Source organism: Streptomyces sp. NPDC051320 (genome assembly GCF_040682175.1).
Taxonomy (GTDB): Bacteria; Actinomycetota; Actinomycetes; order Streptomycetales; family Streptomycetaceae; genus Streptomyces.
Map to the genome: position 1 here is coordinate 295,181 of NZ_JBFBAL010000007.1, position 19,818 is coordinate 314,998.

The following is a 19,818-nucleotide window of genomic DNA, read 5'->3' on the forward strand; positions in this document are numbered from 1 at the left end:
TCGGCCTCAGGTTTCCGTGTTGCTTCGGGAACCCGGTAAAACCTTGGGCAGTCGTTACCAGCGGAAGGTGCGCATCCGCATCGCCTGGCGCATCCTCGCGACCTTGGCGCGCCTGGGCTGTACGCGATCGCGGAGCTCCTTGGCCTCGTTCAGATCGCGGAGGAACTTCGCCCGGCGCCGACGGCGTTCGGCGGCGCTCTCCCGGGTGTGTCCCGGCTCGTGCCCCTGGTCGTGTTCCCGCTGGTTCTCGGACTCCGGCATCGACGACACCACCTTCGTACGTCCCCACCTTCCCTCCGGCTGGGGGGTTGATGCCAGCGCGGGGGGCGGCTCGTGGCCCGGTTACCGTTGTCGCATGCGTATCCATGTCGTCGACCACCCGCTGGTGGCGCACAAACTCACCACGCTGCGCGACAAGCGCACCGACTCCGCGACCTTCCGGCGGCTCGCCGACGAGCTGGTCACTCTGCTCGCCTACGAGGCCACCCGGGACGTGCGGACCGAGCAGGTCGACATCGAGACCCCGGTGACGGCCACCACCGGAGTGAAGCTCTCCTATCCGCGGCCGCTGGTCGTGCCGATCCTGCGGGCCGGTCTGGGCATGCTCGAGGGCATGGTGCGGCTGCTGCCGTCCGCCGAGGTGGGCTTCCTGGGCATGGTCCGCAACGAGGAGACCCTGGAGGCCTCCACCTATGCGACCCGGATGCCGGACGACCTCTCCGGCCGCCAGGTGTACGTACTCGACCCGATGCTGGCCACTGGCGGCACGCTGGTCGCCGCGATCCGCGAGCTGATCAAGCGCGGTGCCGACGACGTGACCGCGGTGGTGCTGCTCGCGGCGCCGGAGGGCGTCGAGATCATGGAGCGCGAGCTGGCAGGGACGCCGGTCACCGTGGTCACGGCGGCCGTCGACGAACGGCTCAACGAGCAGGGCTACATCGTGCCCGGGCTCGGCGACGCCGGCGACCGGATGTACGGGACGGCCGACTAGAGCCGTGACCGGCACCGATCCTGTACGGGTCCGCCGGGCCCGGCACAGATCGGCCGGACGGGGAGTCGCGTCAGCACTTCCGGGAGGGCGCGGGTGCCGGGTGGGTCAGTACGGTCATCGCCTTGGCCGCGTCCTGCGGGGTGGCCAGCGACGTGAACGCGCTGCCGATGATCAGGTCGACGTCCTGCGTCTTACGGGTGTCCGTCTTCTGCTGGGCACCCGTCACCTGCGTCCCGAGTACCGCGAAGGCGCCCCGTGAGGTCTTGGCGGCGCCGATCAGCAGACCGGACCCCTTGACCTTCTTGTCGTAGGCGGGCGGTGCGTTGCCCACCTTGCCGACCGCGAAGCCGCGCTTCTTCAGAGCGTCGGCGGTGGACCTGGCGAGGCCGCCGCGGGGGGTCGCGTTGTAGACATTGATCTTGATCTTCGCCGGCTTCGGCAGCGCACCGGGCGGCGCCTTCCGCGGCGCGGGGGACGCCGAGGACCCGCAGTTCTGCCCGGCCGCCGACGCCTTGTCGGATCCTCCGGTGAAGACATCGATGAGCTGCAGTGACCCCCAGCCGACCAGGCCGAGGGCGACCACGGCAGCCAGCACGCCGAAAATAATCCGGCCGCGGCGCCGGGGGCGGCGCATTCTCGGATACGTGTCGCCCGTGATGCGGTACTTTCCGCCCATGCCGGGGGGTGTGAGCATGCTCATGAGCGCAGCGTAGTGCGGCTCGGCTGCGTTGCGAACTATCTGATCATCAGATGGCAGCCGGATGGGCAAAAAAGGCCCCGAAAGGCCCAGTGATCAGCCCATTTCAAGCACGCGGGCGTGCAGCACCTGCCGCTGTTGGAGTGCCGCACGGACGGCTCGGTGCAGTCCGTCCTCCAGATAGAGGTCGCCCTGCCACTTCACGACGTGCGCGAAGAGGTCGCCGTAGAAGGTGGAGTCCTCGGCGAGCAGCGTTTCGAGGTCCAGCTGGCCCTTGGTGGTCACGAGCTGGTCCAGCCGGACGGGACGCGGCGCGACGTCCGCCCACTGCCGGGTGGATTCCCGGCCGTGGTCGGGGTACGGCCGGCCGCTTCCGATGCGCTTGAAGATCACACGGAAAGCCTACCGGGGAAGCGAGTGCGGGCGCAGCCATGGCGCAGGAAACACAGCCCGTGACCGTGACCGGCGGGTGGCTCAGCGCAGGGCGGGCAGGCCCGCGGCGAGCCCGGCGAGGGTCCGGTGAAGCGTCGGAAGCAGCGGCGGGCGGGCCGCGTCCAGTTCCGGTTCCTGGGCGTACAGCTCGATGAGCACCGGCGGCGGGGTGGCCACCGGATAGAGCATGCCCGCGAGCGCGGCTGCCGTCGTGACCAGGTCCCGGCCCTCGTCCTCGGTCAGGCCGGGGAGCGACCGGCATACCTGCGCGGCCAGTGCATGGACGGTTCCGAGCGCGGTGTGCTTGAAGGTGCGCGCTGCTTCCAGCGAGATGTTGTGTTCCAGGACGGTCGCTGTGACGCTCAGGAGGTCACAGAAGAGCGGCAGTTCGACCAGTGTCCCGGCCAGCGCGCCGACTACGTCATCGCCTGCTTCGAGCCGTTCGCTCACCGCGTCCCGCCATTGCTGCCAGCCCTCCGCCGCGAGTACCAGAAAGATCTCTTCGCGGGTGCTGAAGTACCGGATGACGTTGGACTTGGCGAGGCCCACCACCTCGGCGACGCTCCCCAGCGTCACCCTGTTCGCTCCTTGCTCAAGGGCAAGCCCGCGAGCGGCCGCGAGAATGGTGTCGCGCCGCTGCTGCTTCTGCTCCGGTCGGCGGGCCCGGGCGAATTCCTGTGATGACATGGCTCGGTCAGCATACGAGAGGCTCAGCAGACCTGCATTGCCTTATTATCGCACCCTCGTTCTGTTATCGGACCGCTCGTCACGACAATTAGGCCCGGTGCTTCCGGACGTGATTCAGCGGCATTTCACAGAGTTATCAACGGCCGTCTCCAATTGTGCAGCGGAACCCGGGAGTTGCTGCTTTTCCCTCCCTACTGATGAGTACGCGAAGTACGCGGAGTGCTGCTTTTACCGGAGGGCCCGGGTGGGCTGCCGAGCCGCGCGGAGCCGTCCGCCCTCGGTGAACTCGCCGAAACATGTGCACCTCCTTGTGTGGCGGCCGCAACCGCGCGACGAGCTTCCCTGTCGAGTCGAGTGAGCGTCAGGCCGGCTGCCTGCTACGGCGATAGCCGCCGGGGGCCACGCCGTACTCCCGTTTGAACGCCTTGCCGAAGGCGAACTCCGAGCCGTATCCGGCCCGGGCGGCGATCGTGCTCAGCGGGAGGTCCACATCTCGCAGCAGCCCGGCGGCCGTGGTCATGCGCCAGCGTGTCAGGTAGGCGAGCGGAGGTTCCCCCACCAGTGCGGCGAACCGGCGGGCGAAGGCCGCACGGGAGAGACCGGCCCGGGAGGCGAGCGACTCGACGGTCCAGCGGGCCGCCGGGTCCTCGTGCATCGCCGCCAGCGCCGGGGCCACCGCCGGATCACGCAGAGCGGCGGCCCAGCCCTCGGCGCCCTCGACGGGCCGGCTCTCCAGCCAGGCGCGCAGGATGTACAGCAGCAGCGCGTCGATCAGCGACGTCACTATGCCGTCCGAACCGCTGCGCGGACTCTCCAGCTCGGTCCCGAGGAGCTGGACGGCGGCGGCGAGTTCTGGATGGCGTCCGCGGTCGGCCGGCAGGTGGATCAGCTCGGGCAGTTGGCGGACCAGGGGATGCGGCCTCCCCTGGTCCAGGTGGTAGCTGCCGCAGAGCAAACTGGTCCGCGCGCCGTCCCCGCCGAGCGTGAGCATGCCGATCGGCGGCCCCTGGCTGTAGCCCTCGTCCTCGGGCTCGGTGACCGGTGACGACGGGTCGTCGGCGAGGATGTGGCCCCGGCCGTCCCGCAGGAAGACCACATCGCCGGGCGCCAGGTGCAGCGGCCGGGTGCCCGGTGTGCTGCCGGCCAGCGGGACCAGCCAGCAGGTGCCGTGCAGCACCACGTGGAAACCGGCGCCGGACACGGGTGACAGCCGCAGTCCCCAGGGCGCGCGTCCCTCCGTACGGATCGACGCGGGGCGGCCCGTCCGCATGGAGCCCAATGCCTCACTGAGTACGTCCATGTGCCACTTCTCCCCGGTCCGGTGTCTGCTGCGAGCGGTGCGCTCAGATGGTCAGGACGATCTTCCCCTGGGTGCGGCCGGATTCGATCAACTCGTGCGCCTTGCCGACCTCCTCGAGCGGGAAGGTCTCCGAGACATGAGGGCGGATCCGACCTGCGTCGACCAGTTCCGCGATGGCCTCCAGCGAGGCGTAGTCCGGCTCCACCGAGACCCCGGCGAAGCGCATCCCGGCTGCTTCCGTCCGGGCGATCAGCTCTGCGTCGCCGTGTTCCAGGATGCTGACGAGCACGCCGCCCGGGCGCAGCGCCCGGAGCGACCGCGCCCCCTGGGCCGTGGAGTCGAGGACCACGTCGACGTCCCGTACCGCATCGGTGAAGTCGGTGGTCCGGTGGTCGATCACCTCGTCGGCGCCCAGGCCGCGTACGAAGTCGTGCTTGGCGGCGCTCGCCAGAGCGATCACCCGCGCACCGCGCGCCTTGGCGATCTGTACGGCGAGGTGGCCGACCCCGCCGGCCGCTCGGTGGATCAGTACCCGCTGACCGCGGGCGAGTCGTGCCGCGTCCACCAGTCCCTGCCAAGCGGTGAGAGCGGCCAGCGGCAGTGCCGCGGCGTGCACGTGGTCGATCGAGGCCGGCTTGCGGGCCACCTGTCGTGACGGTACGGCGACGTACTCGGCGTACCCGTGGGCGGCGCGCGGGAAGAACGGCATCCCGTAGACCTCGTCCCCGATCGCGAACCGCGCGCCGGGTCCCGCGCTCTCGACGACGCCGGACACGTCCCAGCCGACGCCGAACGGCGGCTCACCGAGCAGCGGGAAAGCGCCCGATCTCACCGCCGCGTCCACCGGGTTCACCGCACTGGCGTGGACCCGGATCAGCACCTCCCCGGAGAGTGGCTGCGGACGTTCCCGCTCCACGAGCTCGAGGACTTCGGGGCCGCCGAACGAGTTCTGGACGACTGCGCGCATGGGAATCTCCCGGTGTTTCCTGGAGGGGTGGGTTGATGTGCTCAACCGTAGGGAGATCGGATGAGACGCAGAATGGCTTTTCGTCTCGTCTGCATGTCCCACCGTCTTCCCGGGGCGGAGGTCCCGTCCGCACGGGCCGGCCCCGGATATAAAGATCGCTGTACGAAGGTCATGGGATGAGGTCACCGGATGAAGGGGAACGCCATGCGCGTGATCGGCTTCGACCACCTGGTTCTCAACGTCGCCGACGTCGAACGCTCGCTCGCCTTCTACTGCGGGCCACTCGGTCTCGAACCGGTCCGGGTCGACGAGTGGCGGGCGGGCAAGGCGCCCTTCCCGTCGGTACGGGTGAGTCCGACGGCCATCATCGACATCGTGCCGGAGCCGGAGGGGCCGGGGCAGTTGTCCCCGGCGGCCAATGTCGATCACTTCTGCCTGGTGGTCGAACCGCTCGACTGGAAACAGGTCATCGACGCGGGCGAGCTGGCGGTACTGGACGGCCCCGGCAAGCGGTTCGGCGCGCAGGGGACCGCCGAGTCGGTGTACGTGCAGGACCCGGACGGCAACACCATTGAGCTGCGCTGGTACCCGCCGGGCACCTGACCCGTGAGGCGGCCGCCGTCTCAGCTGCCGGTGAGTTCCCCGCTGAGGGTGCGGTGCAGGTCGGCGCTCGGCTGGTTGAGCCCGATGATCTCGGCCCTCTTGCCGCGCTCCCGGTACTTGGCGGTGACCGCGTCCAGCGCGGCCACCGACGAAGCGTCCCAGATGTGCGCGGCGGTCAGGTCGATGACGACCTGGTCCGGGTCACCCGCATAGTCGAACCGGGTGACCAGGTCGTTGCTGGACGCGAAGAAGAGTTCGCCGCTGACGGAGTAGACCACCTGGCCGCCGTCGGGGTCGGTGACCGCCGTGACATCGGCGTGGTGGGCGACGCGGCGGGCGAAGATGACCATCGCGATCACCGAGCCGACGACGACGCCGATGGACAGATTGCCGGTGGCGACCACCACGGCGACCGTGATCACCATGACCGCGGTCTCGCCCAGCGGCATCCGCTTCAGGGTGGCCGGCTTGATCGAGTGCCAGTCGAAGGTACCGACCGAGACCAGGACCATGACGGCGACCAGCGCCGCCATGGGGATCTCGGACACCACGGGTCCGAGCCCGACGCAGAGGATGAGCAGGAAGAACCCGGCGAGGAAGGTGGAGAGCCGGGTCCGGGCGCCGCTCTTCACGTTGATCATCGTCTGGCCGATCATCCCGCAGCCGCCCATGCCACCGAACAGCCCGGTGACGACATTGGCGATGCCCTGCCCGACGGATTCGCGGGTCTTGTTGGAGCGGGTGTCGGTGAGGTCGTCGACCAGGCGGGCGGTCATCTGGGATTCCATCAGTCCGACCAGCGCCATCGCCAGCGCGTACGGGGCGATGACCGTCAGCGTGTGGACGGTGAACGGCACGTCCGGCAGCCCCGGCACCGGGAGCGCGGAGGGCAGCTTGCCCTTGTCGCCCACGGTGGGCACCGCGATGCCGGCGGCGACAGTGATCACGGTCAGGATGACGATGGACACCAGCGGCGCGGGCACCGCCCCGGTGATTCTCGGGAACAGCACCATGAGCGCGAGTCCCCCCACGACCAGCGGATACACCTCCCACGGCACATCGTGCAGATTGGGGATCTGGGCCAGGAACAGCAGGATGCCCAGCGCGTTCACGAAGCCGACCATCACCGAACGCGGCACGAACCGCATCAGTTTCGCCACGCCGAGACCGCCGAGGACGATCTGGATCACCCCGGCCAGCATCACGGTCGCGATCAGGTAGCCGAGGCCGTACTGCCGGGCGACGGGCGCGACGACGAGAGCGACGGCGCCGGTGGCGGCGGAGATCATGGCCGGGCGGCCACCGACGAACGCGATCGTCATCGCCATGGTGCACGCGGCGAACAACCCCACCTTGGGGTCGACACCGGCGATCACCGAGAAGGAGATCGCCTCCGGAATGAGCGCCAGACCGACCACCAGGCCGGCCAGCACCTCGGTCCGCAGGACCTTGGGGGAGGACAGCCACGGTGGGCGCCGGTAGCCGCGCAGCCGGGCAGCGGGGAACCGAGCGGAAGCAGTCTGCAAGGAGGCACCCTGTCGTACTCGGGCACACCCGTCGTCGTGGGGCACGGGCGGGCCTGGGCGTACGGGAGGCCGGGCGGCATCCCGTGATCGCCCGCGCGGGCGGGCGGAAGTCTTGGGGGCACCGGGGATCGGAGCCCTTCGCCGGGGAGCGTCATCGGCCCGGCGGCTCGCGGGTGGCGGTCGCTCTCTCCGGCCCCGCGCCCCGGCTGCGCCCGTCAACTCTACCGGGCACCCGGCGCCGCCTCCGAAAGCTGCTGCTGCGGGGGTCAGGCGGCCGGCACGAGCTCGGGCAGCGGAGCTCCGGCGGACCGCAGAGCGGGGCTCGGCGCGCGGCCGGTGATGCGGTGCCTGTTCAGGTAGCCCGCGGCGATGGTGCCGGCGATGAGCAGGCCGCCCGACACCAGCGCTCCGCGTGCCCCGGCGAACTGCAGCAGCAGGCCCAGCAGTGGTGGGCCTGCGAGGTTCCAGCCGGTGCTCGCGCTCCGCCAGACGCCGAGCACCCGGCCGCGCATCTCGGGTGCCGGCTCCGTCTGGAGTACGGTCGCGCCGGCCGTGTCGGAGAGCGACTCCACCGTGGCCATCGGGATGACCAGCAGGATCAGCACGGTCAGTCCGGGTGACAGCCCTGCCGCGACCTGGAGCAGTGCCCCGCCGGCCGCCAGGGCGCCCACCAGCCGCACCGAGGGTTTCCGCATCCGTCCGGCGAGCAGCGCGCCGGCGATGCCTCCCACGGCGAGCACGGTGGAGACCGTCCCGAAATCGCCCTGGCTCGCGTGCAGCGGACCGGTGACGAGTACGACGAGAGTCAGCTGGTAGTTGCGGCCGAAGACCGAACTCAGACCGGTGATCGCCGCCAGGGCGACCAGCCGGGGGCGCCGCAAAAAGTACGTGAGCCCCTCACGGACCTCACCGCCGCCCGGGACACGGGTCCGGCCGCTGCCGCTCTTCCGCTCGCCCCGCGGCGGGCGCCGCGCGGCAGCGACCTGGGCGGCCGTGGCACGTACGGCGTGGGCTGCCGGCCGCAGAAAGGGGATGACGGCCGCCACGAACAGGAAGGACACACCGTTGGCGACGTAGGCGGCCGACGTACCGAGGAGGCCGATGGCGACGGCCGCCAGAGCCGTGCCGATGAGCCGGCCCGCACTGTGCACCACCGAGCCGAGAGCGATCGCCGACGGCACGTCCTCGGCGGGCACCAGATCATTGCCGAGCAGCGAGGTCGCGGGTCCGTCGATGGTGTTGACGATCCCGGTCACCGCGGCCAGCACCAGCAGGACCGGCATGTTGAGCATGCCCAGGCCCAGCAGGGCGGCGGTGCAGAAGGCGACGCCCGCGAGAACCGTCTGGCTCACCATCGCGGTGAGCTTGCGCGGCCAGCGGTCCACGGCGGCGCCGCCCGCGAGCCCCAGCAGCAGTCCGGGCCCGGCCTGCACGGCCAGTGACAGGCCGGTGGCCGCGGGGGAACCGGTGATCTGCAGTACCAGCAGGTTCTGCACGGTGAGCTGCATCCAGGCGCCCATGTTGGACACCAGGTTGGCCGCGGACCACCAGCGCATGCTGGGTATGCGCAGACAGCGCCAGGGATTCCGGTCCGCCGCGCCGCGTGACCCGCGGCGTCCGGGCCGGAGCCGGGACAGGACGGTGGACGGCGGCGAGGACGGTTCGTCCGGGGCGGCAGGTTCGTCGGGCGCAGTGGGTTCGTCGGGCGCGGCAGGGCGCGGTGAAGCGGTAACAGAGGGGGGCAAGGCGCAGCCTTTTCGTTCCGGGGTCCGGGAAATGAGGGACTCGGACCCGGGCTCACCTCCGGTCGAGACTTCTCGAATGCCGGACGGTGCGGAGGTCGTTGAGCAGGGCCGTCTCCACCTGACCGGCGATTTAATGTTCACAAACCCTTCGCGGATCCGGAACCGAGTGCCCGCCCGGCCCGCCGCATGTGGCCTCAACTCCCGTGCCCCCAGGGCGCATCCGGGCTGCGGTGGCGTTGCTCACAGGGCCGCCGGCGCCGGGCCGCCGAGAAGATCTTCAGCACGCCTTGCCGACCCGCCGGGCCGGGGCGCAAGCTGGTCGCATGGGTGCTCAGGACGGCCCCACGCTCATCACGTCGGTGCAGCGAGCCTTCCGCCTGATGGAAGCCGTGGGGGCACATGAGGGCGGCGCCCCGGCCAAGCAGCTGGCGCGCGAGGCGGGGCTGCCCCTGGCCACCACGTACCACCTGCTGCGGACGCTCGCGCACGACGGATATCTGCGGAAACTCGACGACGGCGGGTTCGTCATCGGGGACAAGCTGCACCATCTGCACACCGGAAGCCGCGGGCAGGAACTGCTCAATCGGGTCCGTCCCACCCTCGGCGCGCTGCGCGACCAGGTATCGGCGGCGGCCTACCTGACGTTCTACGAGGAGGGCGAGATCCGGGTCGCCGAGATCGTCGACGGCCCGGGGGCGCCCCGGGTCGACCTCTGGGTGGGGTTCGAGGACGCCGGACACGCCACCGCGCTCGGCAAGTGCGTGCTGCGGGAGCTGGACGACGAGTCACGCAGCGACTACCTCTCCCGGCACTCCCTCAGCGACCTCACGCCCCGCACCATCACCCACCCCTTCGAGCTGCTGCGCCGCCTCGACGCATCGCCGGCCGCTCCGGGCGTCATGGACCTGGAGGAGTACGCCCTCGGCACGGTCTGTCTGGCGGTGCCCGTGTACAGCGGGGACAAGCTCGGTTCGCTCGGGGTCTCCTTCCGAGCGGACCGGCTGGCCCAGACCGACCAGGTGCGGGCCCGGCTGTTGTCGACGGCGGCGCGGGTGACCAGGGGTCTTTCCCTCTCCGGGTGACCGGGTGAGGCGGTGACCGTTGCTCCGGGATCTACCCGTTCATCATTTGAAAAGGTGGCCCTTGTGGCACACCCACTGCTCCCTGTTTCCTAGACAAAACGGACATGAACGTGCGTACGCGAACGGAGCAGCGGAGTGCGGGGAAAGATGAGCCGGGCCCACGACCACCAGCGGCACCACCGGCCGGTACGGGGGCTCACCGAGCGGTCGACCGGCGGGCGGGTGCGCGGCCGTACGGGTGTCGCCGCCCAGCTGACCTCCGCATTGCCGGCACTGATCGTCACTGCCGTGGCGCTTCTCGCGCTGATCGGCGGAGCCGGTACGATCTGTCTGCCACTGCTCGTCGTCGGGCCCGCGCTGGCCGCCGCGATCAACCGGCCGCGTGCCGTCCTCGCGATCGGGCTGCTGGCCGCGGCGCTGGGCGCGGTACTCGGCGTACGCGGCGGAGCGCCGGGCGCCGAGCAGGCGATCGTGCTGTCGGCTCTGGTCGCCGTCGTCCTGGCCAGCAGCCTGGACAGCGAGCTGCGGTGCCGTCGCGAACGGGTGCTGGCGGACGTCCGGTCGGTCGCCGAGGCCGCGCAGCATGCTCTCCTGCGGCCGGTGCCCGAGGCGGTCGGGGGCTTCCAGGTGGCGGTCCGCTACAGCGCCGCCGCCGCGGAGGCCCGGATCGGCGGCGACCTGTACGCCCTGCTGTCCACCCCGTACGGGGTCCGGCTGATCGTCGGTGATGTGCGGGGCAAGGGACTGCCTGCGGTCGGTACCGCGGCTCTGGTGGTCGGTGTCTTCCGCGAGGCCGCATACGACGAACCGGATCTGCTGGACGTCGTGCGCAGGATCGAGCGGAGCCTCGCGCGGAATCTCGGTGCGGACGACTTCGTCACCGCGGTCGTCGTCGGCTATCCCCGGACCGGGTTCATGGAGATGGTCAACTGCGGTCATGTGCCGCCGCTGCTGGTGCGCCGGACGGGTGTCACCGCTGCCGAAACCGCTTGTCCGGCGGCCCCCCTCGGTCTCGGCGCCATGGGCGGCCAGACACCGACCGTCCAGACGCTGCCGTTCGATGACGGCGACCAGCTGCTCGTCTACACCGACGGTGTGACCGAGGCCCGTGACCAGAACCGGGAGTTCTACCCGCTCGGGGAGCGGCTGGCCGAGCAGGTGTCGGAACGACCCGGCCGACACGCTGGACCTGCTGCACGAGGAGCTGCTGGCGCATGTGGGCGGCCACCTGCACGACGACGCGGCCCTGCTGCTCGTCCGGAAACCGGCCACCACCGTGCCGACAGGCCAGGAACCCGCTGGGCCGCAGCTCGCCGGGCCGAGGCACGCCATGTCGGATCCCGGCGGGCGGGAAACCGTGGGGGCGAGGCCCCCCGCGCCCCTGCGGGCCGAACCGTCCGCGGCCTGACCCGATGGCCCGGCGTACGTGGTCGGGCCGCGCCGCCGGCCCGACCGCCGGCTCCGGACCGTTCAGTGGTGCCCGCCCCGGGGAGGTGGCCGGCTCCGGGAGACCGGCCACCCCGCAGCCCCGGCCGCAGGGTGCGAGCGGAACCGGGCGCGCGGGGACTCGCCGCGCCCGACCGCCATCCGCTCGTTCACTCGTTGAAGATGGCCTTCTGCACGTCATTCGGCCCGTCGAACCGGTCGGTGCCGGCCGAGGACAGTTTGTCGACGAGCGTGTTGTCGGCGCCGTTCTCCTTGGCAACCTCCGCGAGGTGCTTCCGGTCGGTCGGGTATTCGGCGCCCTTGAGTGCCTTCTGCAGGTCGATGGGGTTGATGTCTGCCATGGCTCCTGCGTCCTTTCCTGGGGGCCTCCGAGTACCCGGCCCCGATCGGGGAAACGGGCAATCCGGTCGGAAGCCACCAGGTCCGGCGCGCTGCCGGCCGGAGCGGCGCCCGGTCAGGCTTCCGGTCAGGCTTCCGGCTCGTCGGCCCGGGAGCTCGGCAGCAGCTCGCGGATGTCCGCCGGGAGTGCTTCGGCCACCTTCTCCATCAGCTCCGGGGTGACCGCCGCGTCGAGCACCTCCAGCACGGCGGTGGACTCCCGGATGGCGCTGTCCTCGGTGGTGCCGGCCCGGCCCGCGACCCGGCCGGTGAACGTGACCAGGTCGAAGCGCTCGCCGTGACCGCCGGAGAGCCGGCCGTGCAGCGCCTCCTGCGATGCCGTCGTCGCCGAGGTGATGGCCGTGGCCAGGGTCGGCGGAAGCTGCGCGGCCAGGTGATCGGCCAGCCCGGGTGGCACTCGTTCGGCGAGCGTGGTGAGCACCGCCCGGGTCGCCTGCTCGGCGGAGCCGCGGCTCGGCAGCTGGGCGAGCGCCTGAACCTTGCCGATCAGTTCGTCGTGCTGCATGGTTCTCCACGTCCTTCCCGGGAGGTTCCGCCGACCGGCCGTCGCCGATCATGGTCGATCGCCGTCGCCGTATCCGGAGGGCGGCCACTGTGTCGGTCCGTAGGCCCGCCGGGTGCCCGTGCGTACCGGGAACAACCACCGCGCCGGAGGAGCGCGCAGTTCGCCAGCACTCGCCGGGCGACCGGCCGTGAGGCAGCGTGGAACGGGAGAAGCAGAGGCAGACCGGTGAGGCCGGCGAGGGCCGGGCCCCGTTCCCGAGGAGCGAAGCAGATGGCCGAGTACGAATGTTCCCGCACCATGCCCGGCTTGCCGGAGGCTGTTTTCGACCAGGCCTGCGACCTGAACAGGCTCGACAGCTGGTTGCCGCGGGACCTGCACGTGCACCCCGATGATCCCCCCGCGGTCAGCGTGCACGAGGACACGACCGGGCAGGACGCCGCGGGCCTGGTGCGGGTGCGGAAGGACCAGATGCGGATGGAGTGGGGCACCCGCAGTGACGGCCGGTACGCCGGGTGGCTCCAGGTGGCCGGTATCGGCAGCGGTGCCAGCCAGGTGACGGTTCACCTGTCCTTCTTCGAGGGATCGCACCCTCCCGAGGACCGGGCGCTCGAGGAGCGGCTCGAACAGAGCCTCGACCGGCTCGCCGAACAGGTCCGGATGCATACCGACACCGCCGGGTGACACCGGCTCGGCCGGGGAAGGCCCTACAGATGTCGCTGATCGTTCCGGAATTCGATGAGTCCGTCGTGGTGCGTTCCGCGGAAGCGGAAGTGCTCGGCCGGGCGCCGACCACCGTCCGCCTGCTGGCGGACAGCAGCGCGACCGGCGGGGCGCTGTCCACCCAGCGGGTCACTCTCGCCGACGGCGCGAACGGCGCGAACCCGCACCGCCACGCCAACTCCGCGGAACTGTTCTACCTGTTGGACGGCAGCGCCCAACTGCTTTCCGGGGAGCAGGTGGTGACAGCCGAACGCGGCGACCTGGTGGTGGTTCCGCCGGGCGTTCCGCACGCCTTCGCCGCCGCGCCGGGTGAGGCGGCCGACATCCTCATCGTCATCACCCCGGGCGTGGAACGCTTCGAGTATTTCCGGCACCTGGAGCGCATCGCCTATGGGAAGGTGCCGCCGGAAAGCCTGTTGGAGGTGCAGGAGATCTACGACACGTACTTCCTGCAGAGCAAGGTCTGGGAAGAAGCCCGGACCTGACACCGCTGCGGCACCGGTGCATTCCCAGAATGCTTCCCGGGCCGACGGTGGGCGGGTCGGCCCCTGGGGACGGTGTTTCGCCGATTGCCCTTTTGAGGTCGCTCGACGCTCAATTCCCGTGCGCCCACCGACAGATGGGAATCCCCGTCCGTGTGAGTTCGCCATCGACGTGACGAAAGTCCGCGAAGCGGCGCCGAAGAACATCACCGAGGTCGCCCGTGCCACCACCGGTCTGCAACGCCTCATCGAGGTACTCAACCGGGTAGTGGTCACCGAAATGGTGCGCTGCCTGCGATATGCGCGGAATTCGATCGTGACGCAGGGAATCGATCGGGAGCAGATGACCGCCATGTTCCGGGAGCACGCCGGCGAAGAACCCGACCACTTCCGGCGCGTGTTTCGGACCGGATCAACCAGTTGCGCGGAGGTGCCGACGTGGATCCGGGCACACTCGTCGCCCGTTCCCTCGCCCCATGCGCGGAGCCCGCGGAAGCCGGTCTTCAGGGAATGATCCGGGAGAACTTCGTCGCCGGGACCACACGGACGAATTGAACGACCTGCACCAGTTCCCGTCGGCCGGGGCCGCGCGACCGAGCGGGTGGCAGGCTGGGCGCAGCCAACAGCAGAGGAGCCGGGACATGGCCATCATTCACCGCACCACGCTCATGCCGACGAAGCTGGAACTTCTCACGCCGTGGCTGCCCGAGCAGCCCTGGTACCTCGGCGGCGGACGCAAGCCGGAACTCGCCAGGGCCGGCGGCTTCCGGCTGGACGACCCGCAGGGCGAGGTCGGGATCGAACTCATGGTGGTCACCGATACGTCCGGGGCGCAGCCGGTCTCGTACTTCGTGCCGCTCAGCTACCGCGGTGCACCGCTCGACGGAGCCGAGCATGCGCTGATCGGCACCTCGGAGCACGGGGTGCTGGGGCGGCGGTGGGTGTACGACGGCGTCCATGACCCGGTGGTCGTGGCTCAGTTGTTTGCCCTCCTGCTCGGCGAGGCCGTGCCCCAGGCACAGAGCGAGAGCAATGTCGCAGACCCCTCCGTCACCAGTGCCTTCACCGGGGAGGGCCTCTCGGTGACGGCCGTTCCGACGGATGTGACCCATGGCCCGGGCGTCACCGACCTCGTCGTGCCCGCCGCGACCCCAGGGGTTCCGTCCGGGCACCTGACCGTCCGGGTGCGTCGCGCGCTCTCCGCCGACCCGCAGGCACCGGCGTCCGCCCGCACCTCACCGGACCTGGGGCACGTCACGGCCGGCTGGCTCCTGGCCGACGGAGCCACGGCCCGCGCACCGTTCGTCGTCGTCCGGGACACCGCCGGGCAACTCTGAACGAGCGGCTTTCTGCGAACGGCCTTTCCCCCAGCCGTCCTTCCCGGTCGAGGCGTCGGGCGCCCGCAGAAGCGAAGTCAGCTCACGGGCGCCGGACGCGGGACACCGCGGAAGACCTGGCTCGTGTGCCACGAGCGGTGGGCCGCGGCGACGGGGCGGCTGCCCGGCTGGGGGCCGACGAGTACGCGGCCCGCCAGCGCTATGACGTGCCGGCGGGCGGCGCTGCTGCGACCGACGAAAATCTGCGAGACCAGGATGCGGTGGCTCTCCCCGAGACCGAGGACGCCTTTGTCGAAGAGCTTGTGGTGCAGCGAGCACAGACACAGCCCGTTGTCGACGTCATCGGGGCCGTCGAAGGCCCACCACCGCACGTGCGCGGCCTCCAGCCCCACCAGTACCGCTCCGATGCTGCCGTCGTAACCGCAGAAGGCGCACCGGTATTCATAGGCTGTCAGCACCAGTTCCCGCATCCGCCGGTCCCGCTGCCGACGCACGGCCGAGTACTTCCGCGTACCTCCTGGCGTGGCCCGTCAGTGTCCGCAGCGGGCCTGCTGTGGACACTCCTCCGCTGGTCAGGGCCGGATGTTCTCCAGGTCCTCCAGAAGGCTGGGGTGCTTCGGCTCCCAGCCGAGCGCCTGCCGGGTATGGGTGCTGGACGAGGGCTGGTCGTTCAGGAAGATCTCGCCGAGCGGGCCGTAGGTCTCCGATGGCACCGACTCGACCGGCAGGTTCAGCCGTCGGCCGATGACCGCGGCGATGTCACGCACCTTGTCTCCCTCGTCGGCCACGGCGTGCCAGGAGCTACCGGCCGGCGCGAGCTCCAGGGCGAGCCGGAAGAGGACTGCCGCATCGAGTGCGTGCACGGCCGGCCAACGCTGTGCGCCGTCGCCCGGGTAGCCGGACACCCCGGTCCGGCGTGCGAATTCGGTCAGAAATCCGGCGAACCCGCCCGTGCCTCGGTTGTGCACCGTGCGCGGCAGGCGTACGGCCGCGCTCCGGACCCCGCGCGAGGCCAAGCCGAGGGCCGCCGTGACCGCGAGGCCGCGTCCACCGACCGGCCCGTCGGTGGACGCCGGGTCGGCCTCGGTGGAGGCACGGCCCGGCACCTGGGGCGTACCCGAGACGGTGACGAAGGGGCGGTCGCTGCCGACGAGTTCCTCTCCGAGGGTCGCGATGGCGGCGCTCTCCTCGGCGACCGCCTTTGCGAGGGCGTCGAAGCTGCTGAAGTCGTTGGTGAATGCCAGGTGGATCACCCCGTCGGTCCGGGCGGCGCCGGCGCGAAGGACGTCCCGATCGGCGAGAGCTCCCCGGAGCGGCTCGGCGCCGGCCGCTTCGGCGGCCAGCGCGGATACCTCGGAGCGGGCGAGTGCGAGGACGGTGTGGCCATTGCCGAGCAGTTCGGCGACGACGGCGGACCCGATCAAACCGGTGCCGCCGGTGACGAAGACGCGCATGGGACTCTCCCTCAGGTGATGGGACTCTTGTCCCATCACTCTACCGGAGCGATGGGACAAGAGTCCCATCGCATAGGATGGGTCCATGGGTCGTTGGGAACCAGGAGCGCGCGAACGCCTCGTCGTGGCTGCCGTCGACCTGTTCACCGAGCAGGGGTACGACGCCACGACGGTCGCGCAGATCGCCGAGCGCGCCGGGGTCACCAAAAGCACTTTCTTCCGGCACTTCCCCGATAAGCGCGAGCTGTTGGTGGCCGGGCAGGAGACGCTGAGCCGGCTGCTGGCCGAGGGGATCGCCGAGGCGCCCGTTCATGCCGGGCCGCTCGAGGCCGTCGCCGCCGGTCTTGAGCGCGCCTCGACCGCGATGGGCCCCATGAATCGCGAGCTTGCCCCTCGGGTGAAGGCGGCCGTCGCCGCCAGCGCCGAACTGCAGGAGCGTGACGCCCTCAAGAGCGTCAGCCTCGCGGCCGCGATGACCACCGCTCTGATCGTCCGCGGTGTGCCCGATCCGACTGCGGCTCTCGCGGGCGAGCTGGGCGTCCTCGCCTTCAAACGAGGGTTCTCCGCATGGTCCGAGGGCGACCGGGGCCCCACGGACGAGCTCGCCGGGTACGTCCTGGCGGCCCTGGACGAACTGCGCGCGGCGAGTGCGTCGCTGGGCTGACGGGACACTCCCGGGCACAATTCCTTGATCGCATCCGGCGCGACCTCAAGGTCGCTGAGACCAAGGACGCACCCGTCCCACGATCGTGGTCTCATGCGGATCGCACATCGCGGAGGCGACCCCGGCACCGATCTCATCGTGAGACAACCAACGAGTTCCTGCCGGCCCGTCAGTGAAACCGAGAATCACCCGCTGATACCGGAACCGGTCAGACCGGAACGGTTCAGGCCGGATGGGCTCGTCGGCGGTACGGGAGGGGTCGGCGGTTCCGCTCCCCAACACGTCCATCGCCGTCGCATGGTGCGCAACACACTCCGCGACCGCCTTATGAACGCCACTGCGGTGTGGTGAGTGGACCCAGCACACAGCCAGAGCGAGACGCTCTTCGGCCTGGGTGAACTGCAGCAACGCACGCCGAAGTCCTGCCGGATCGCTGTAGTCGCAAGATATGGGTGTCACAAGATTCGGTCGATCGCTCGATGCTGCGACGGCAGCGGTCCTCGCCCGGTCCCTCGCTACGACCGCGACCCGTTGCCCCTGCTGGACGAGACGATGCACAACACCCGTCAGCATGGCTGTCCCACCGACGACCAAAGCGGGCCCCTCGGAAAGCTTCATCGAAGCTCGCAATCTTGCAGTCGGCCATCAAGAGACCCCCATGGCAGATGATCACGCCACTTGGGCACGCGTAACGCTACCCAGCACGCTGTCACACGAACTCACCACGACCAGGCGACCGTTTTCGGTCACAGCAGCCGGCCGACGGCAAGGTCACCCGCTCGACCATCACCCCCGGGGCCTCGTATCCGCTGGGTGGAGTCGTAGACCGATCGTCGATCGAAGGTGGGCGGCTTGGCATGGATGGTCCTCCGCCGCAGTGGCAGCCCGCTATCAGCCCGTGATGGGCGGCTTCCTCGCACCAAGGGCTGCGGCATGTGCTGCTTCCACTGCTACGTCGTCGGCGAAGGATTCCGCAATCGGCAAGCACGAGGCCGCCAGGTGGGAAGAGCAGGCTCAGGGGACGGGTTGGGCACAATCCCACCCGCCCATTGCTGTCCTCCCTGGTGAGGACCAGCGAGATCCTTCGCATCAAATATCGCTCGATCGAACGGAAACCGTTCTGCTGCTTGTCGCACCTGCCCAGTTCGCCGTCACGCTACGGCCTACATGAGGGAGAGCACGAAGAGACTGGTTGGACGATCATGTCCAGTCCCACCTCAGCCGGTCCGAGACGCCGCCCGGTCCCGGATGGGACTCTCGCGGAGATCGATGTCGGCCGCGGCATCCTCGACGCCGTGTACATCTGCTACATTTGTGACATGAGTGATCCGATGGTCGAGTCTATGGCTGATGTCCGCAGCCACCTTGCTGACGTCATCGATCGAGCTCGTCGGGAGGCAACCCCGACGATCATTACTCGGCGTGGCAAGCAGGAAGCGGTCGTGATCGACATCCAGGAATACCAGCGCCTGCGTGAGATCGCGGAGAGCACCGAAGAAGCGTGGCTCAACCAGATGGCCGACGAATCCGAGTCCGAGGGCGTGGAGGGGTCGGTCTCCCTCGAAGAGATGGCTGCCTTGCTGCGCGCTCAACAGGGCTGACCTCATGGGGTACGTCACCCGCTTCACGCCGCACGCTCAGCGGGACATGCTCAAGGTCCCACGCCCGGACGCCCTGCGCATTCTGCACCGCCTCACCGAACTCCAGAAGGCGATGGACGCGGGAGACACCGCCTCGTTCGACATCAAGGCACTCCAGGGGCACAGTGCCCGATGGCGGCTCAGGGTCGGCGACCATCGCGTCGTCTACACCGTCGAGAACGGTCAGCTGATCGTGTGGGCCCTGGCTGTTGGCAATCGTCGCGACATCTACCGCCAAGTTCCGTAGCGGGGCGCAGTTTGGTGCCGACTGCCCGCCGGGGGTTACGGAAGCGTGCGCTTGCCTGTTTATCGAGATGTCCTGAATATCGCCTGTAAACGCAACCAAGACTGCAACCGACGCACGCCGAGAAGCCGAGCCGCAATCGCGGCTCGGCTCCTCGTTTCGCATGATCAGGCGGCTGCGAGGGATAGGGGATTCGAACCCCTGAGGAGTCGCCCCCAACACGCTTTCCTAGTCTGTTGATGGGGTGTTGGGCTGAGTGTGCCACCGGTGGTCCTAGAGGTGACCTCGCCACCATGGCACGTCCAGGCTGTCGGCTGGGATGACCTTGGCCCTCGCCAGAATCCTCTTATCCAGGGCCCGCACGAGGGCGCGCAACTCTCGTCCGCTCTTCCTCGGCAGAGCGTGCAGCACGGTCTCAAGATGATCCCGGAAGGCGGCGCCGTAACACCCGCACTCAGAGATGCCGCAATCAAAACCTGCGAGCGGGTCTGCAAGTTGCCGGAGGGGGCCATGAGCAAAGGCCTTCCAGTGCCAGAACGCTTCTTCTGTGGCTTCGGGCCAGAAGCGGGTCCGCTCCAGTCGTCGCAGGTCAGCTGTGCAAGATCCGGAAAGGCGATCAATGAACGGGTACCGCCGGCGTCTCTGGGAGCGGGTAGGGAGGTCGCCTCGCAGGGCTGACGGGCGCCTACGCGGCATTGCCCCTTTGGTTGTCGGTCATGGGGGCAAGGTACAGAACTACGTGCCACGTGGCCACCACGTATCCGTTGGCCGAAGCCCTGAGCTTGCGCCGGAGGCATGTCCTTGACCGGTCCCGGTGCCTACGGGTCTCGTCTCATGCCCTCGGGCCTATCCACTGCGGGCGCGCGTCGGCGGCGGCAGCGTCGAGCGGGCCGAAGG

21 protein-coding genes and 2 pseudogenes are annotated in these 19,818 nt (G+C 69.8%); 11 read left to right on the top strand and 12 right to left on the bottom strand.

Annotation, left to right across the window (positions count from 1 at the left end):
• Positions 1-54 precede the first annotated feature (54 nt).
• Complete coding sequence (locus AB0M87_RS18140; protein WP_365853943.1) at positions 55-261, bottom strand: hypothetical protein; 207 nt, start codon at positions 259-261, stop codon at positions 55-57.
• Positions 262-355: 94 nt separating this feature from the next.
• Here AB0M87_RS18140 and upp point away from each other — a divergent pair, with 94 nt between their 5' ends.
• Positions 356-991, top strand: a complete 636-nt coding sequence (gene upp, locus AB0M87_RS18145; RefSeq protein WP_365853945.1) for a uracil phosphoribosyltransferase — start codon at positions 356-358, stop codon at positions 989-991.
• A 70-nt stretch (positions 992-1,061) separates the two neighbouring features.
• On the opposite strand, the gene AB0M87_RS18150 is transcribed toward upp, so the two are convergent.
• The 5 genes from AB0M87_RS18150 to AB0M87_RS18170 form a co-directional block, all read right to left on the bottom strand.
• The gene (locus tag AB0M87_RS18150) at positions 1,062-1,691 is read right to left on the bottom strand and encodes a LytR C-terminal domain-containing protein (protein ID WP_365853947.1); all 630 of its coding nucleotides are present in this window, start codon (positions 1,689-1,691) and stop codon (positions 1,062-1,064) included.
• A gap of 93 nt (positions 1,692-1,784) precedes the next feature.
• Entirely contained in the window at positions 1,785-2,081 is a 297-nt protein-coding gene (locus tag AB0M87_RS18155; RefSeq protein ID WP_328537923.1) for a type II toxin-antitoxin system VapB family antitoxin, read from the bottom strand.
• Positions 2,082-2,162: 81 nt separating this feature from the next.
• Positions 2,163-2,807 carry a TetR family transcriptional regulator gene (locus tag AB0M87_RS18160; RefSeq protein ID WP_365853950.1) on the bottom strand — a complete coding sequence of 215 codons (645 nt, stop codon included), beginning with the start codon at positions 2,805-2,807 and terminating at the stop codon, positions 2,163-2,165.
• Positions 2,808-3,168: 361 nt separating this feature from the next.
• A complete protein-coding gene (locus AB0M87_RS18165) occupies positions 3,169-4,107 on the bottom strand; it encodes an AraC family transcriptional regulator (protein ID WP_365853952.1) in 939 nt (312 codons plus the stop codon).
• Between the two features lie 43 nt (positions 4,108-4,150).
• Positions 4,151-5,074: an NADP-dependent oxidoreductase gene (locus AB0M87_RS18170; protein ID WP_365853954.1), complete on the bottom strand. Its 924-nt coding sequence runs from the start codon at positions 5,072-5,074 to the stop codon at positions 4,151-4,153.
• A 204-nt stretch (positions 5,075-5,278) separates the two neighbouring features.
• On the opposite strand from AB0M87_RS18170, the gene AB0M87_RS18175 reads away from it, so the two are divergent.
• Positions 5,279-5,677 carry a VOC family protein gene (locus AB0M87_RS18175; RefSeq protein WP_365853956.1) on the top strand — a complete coding sequence of 133 codons (399 nt, stop codon included), beginning with the start codon at positions 5,279-5,281 and terminating at the stop codon, positions 5,675-5,677.
• Positions 5,678-5,697: 20 nt separating this feature from the next.
• On the opposite strand, the gene AB0M87_RS18180 is transcribed toward AB0M87_RS18175, so the two are convergent.
• Both AB0M87_RS18180 and AB0M87_RS18185 read right to left on the bottom strand, forming a co-directional pair.
• Positions 5,698-7,203 carry a SulP family inorganic anion transporter gene (locus tag AB0M87_RS18180; protein WP_365853959.1) on the bottom strand — a complete coding sequence of 502 codons (1,506 nt, stop codon included), beginning with the start codon at positions 7,201-7,203 and terminating at the stop codon, positions 5,698-5,700.
• Between the two features lie 266 nt (positions 7,204-7,469).
• Positions 7,470-8,840, bottom strand: coding sequence for an MFS transporter (locus AB0M87_RS18185; RefSeq protein ID WP_365854143.1), 1,371 nt, complete (start codon positions 8,838-8,840; stop codon positions 7,470-7,472).
• Between the two features lie 431 nt (positions 8,841-9,271).
• Between AB0M87_RS18185 and AB0M87_RS18190 the strand changes: the two genes are divergently transcribed.
• Positions 9,272-10,030 carry an IclR family transcriptional regulator C-terminal domain-containing protein gene (locus AB0M87_RS18190; RefSeq protein ID WP_365853961.1) on the top strand — a complete coding sequence of 253 codons (759 nt, stop codon included), beginning with the start codon at positions 9,272-9,274 and terminating at the stop codon, positions 10,028-10,030.
• A gap of 222 nt (positions 10,031-10,252) precedes the next feature.
• Positions 10,253-11,438: pseudogene (locus AB0M87_RS18195) on the top strand (PP2C family protein-serine/threonine phosphatase).
• A 187-nt stretch (positions 11,439-11,625) separates the two neighbouring features.
• On the opposite strand, the gene AB0M87_RS18200 reads toward AB0M87_RS18195, so the two are convergent.
• The gene (locus tag AB0M87_RS18200; RefSeq protein ID WP_365853964.1) at positions 11,626-11,817 is read right to left on the bottom strand and encodes a DUF2795 domain-containing protein; all 192 of its coding nucleotides are present in this window, start codon (positions 11,815-11,817) and stop codon (positions 11,626-11,628) included.
• Between the two features lie 125 nt (positions 11,818-11,942).
• The gene (locus AB0M87_RS18205) at positions 11,943-12,380 is read right to left on the bottom strand and encodes a DUF2267 domain-containing protein (protein ID WP_365853966.1); all 438 of its coding nucleotides are present in this window, start codon (positions 12,378-12,380) and stop codon (positions 11,943-11,945) included.
• 270 nt (positions 12,381-12,650) lie between these two features.
• On the opposite strand from AB0M87_RS18205, the gene AB0M87_RS18210 reads away from it, so the two are divergent.
• From AB0M87_RS18210 to AB0M87_RS18225, 4 genes are all read left to right on the top strand, one after another.
• A complete protein-coding gene (locus tag AB0M87_RS18210; protein WP_365853968.1) occupies positions 12,651-13,061 on the top strand; it encodes an SRPBCC family protein in 411 nt (136 codons plus the stop codon).
• Between the two features lie 29 nt (positions 13,062-13,090).
• Positions 13,091-13,585, top strand: a complete 495-nt coding sequence (locus AB0M87_RS18215) for a cupin domain-containing protein (RefSeq protein ID WP_365853970.1) — start codon at positions 13,091-13,093, stop codon at positions 13,583-13,585.
• A 169-nt stretch (positions 13,586-13,754) separates the two neighbouring features.
• Positions 13,755-14,096 (top strand): hypothetical protein, encoded by a 342-nt coding sequence (locus tag AB0M87_RS18220; protein ID WP_365853972.1) that lies wholly within the window; start codon positions 13,755-13,757, stop codon positions 14,094-14,096.
• Between the two features lie 127 nt (positions 14,097-14,223).
• Positions 14,224-14,919 (top strand): 1,4-alpha-glucan branching protein, encoded by a 696-nt coding sequence (locus tag AB0M87_RS18225; protein WP_365853974.1) that lies wholly within the window; start codon positions 14,224-14,226, stop codon positions 14,917-14,919.
• Between the two features lie 77 nt (positions 14,920-14,996).
• On the opposite strand, the pseudogene AB0M87_RS18230 reads toward AB0M87_RS18225, so the two are convergent.
• Together AB0M87_RS18230 and AB0M87_RS18235 are read right to left on the bottom strand one after the other, a co-directional pair.
• A pseudogene (locus tag AB0M87_RS18230) lies at positions 14,997-15,413 on the bottom strand (HNH endonuclease); the annotation flags it as partial.
• Between the two features lie 78 nt (positions 15,414-15,491).
• Entirely contained in the window at positions 15,492-16,373 is an 882-nt protein-coding gene (locus AB0M87_RS18235) for an SDR family oxidoreductase (RefSeq protein WP_365853976.1), read from the bottom strand.
• Between the two features lie 85 nt (positions 16,374-16,458).
• On the opposite strand from AB0M87_RS18235, the gene AB0M87_RS18240 reads away from it, so the two are divergent.
• From AB0M87_RS18240 to AB0M87_RS18250, 3 genes are all read left to right on the top strand, one after another.
• Positions 16,459-17,037: a helix-turn-helix domain-containing protein gene (locus AB0M87_RS18240; protein WP_365853978.1), complete on the top strand. Its 579-nt coding sequence runs from the start codon at positions 16,459-16,461 to the stop codon at positions 17,035-17,037.
• A gap of 1,331 nt (positions 17,038-18,368) precedes the next feature.
• A complete protein-coding gene (locus AB0M87_RS18245) occupies positions 18,369-18,638 on the top strand; it encodes a type II toxin-antitoxin system Phd/YefM family antitoxin (protein ID WP_365854145.1) in 270 nt (89 codons plus the stop codon).
• Positions 18,639-18,642: 4 nt separating this feature from the next.
• Positions 18,643-18,924, top strand: a complete 282-nt coding sequence (locus AB0M87_RS18250) for a type II toxin-antitoxin system RelE/ParE family toxin (protein WP_365853980.1) — start codon at positions 18,643-18,645, stop codon at positions 18,922-18,924.
• The last annotated feature ends 894 nt before the right edge of the window (positions 18,925-19,818 follow it).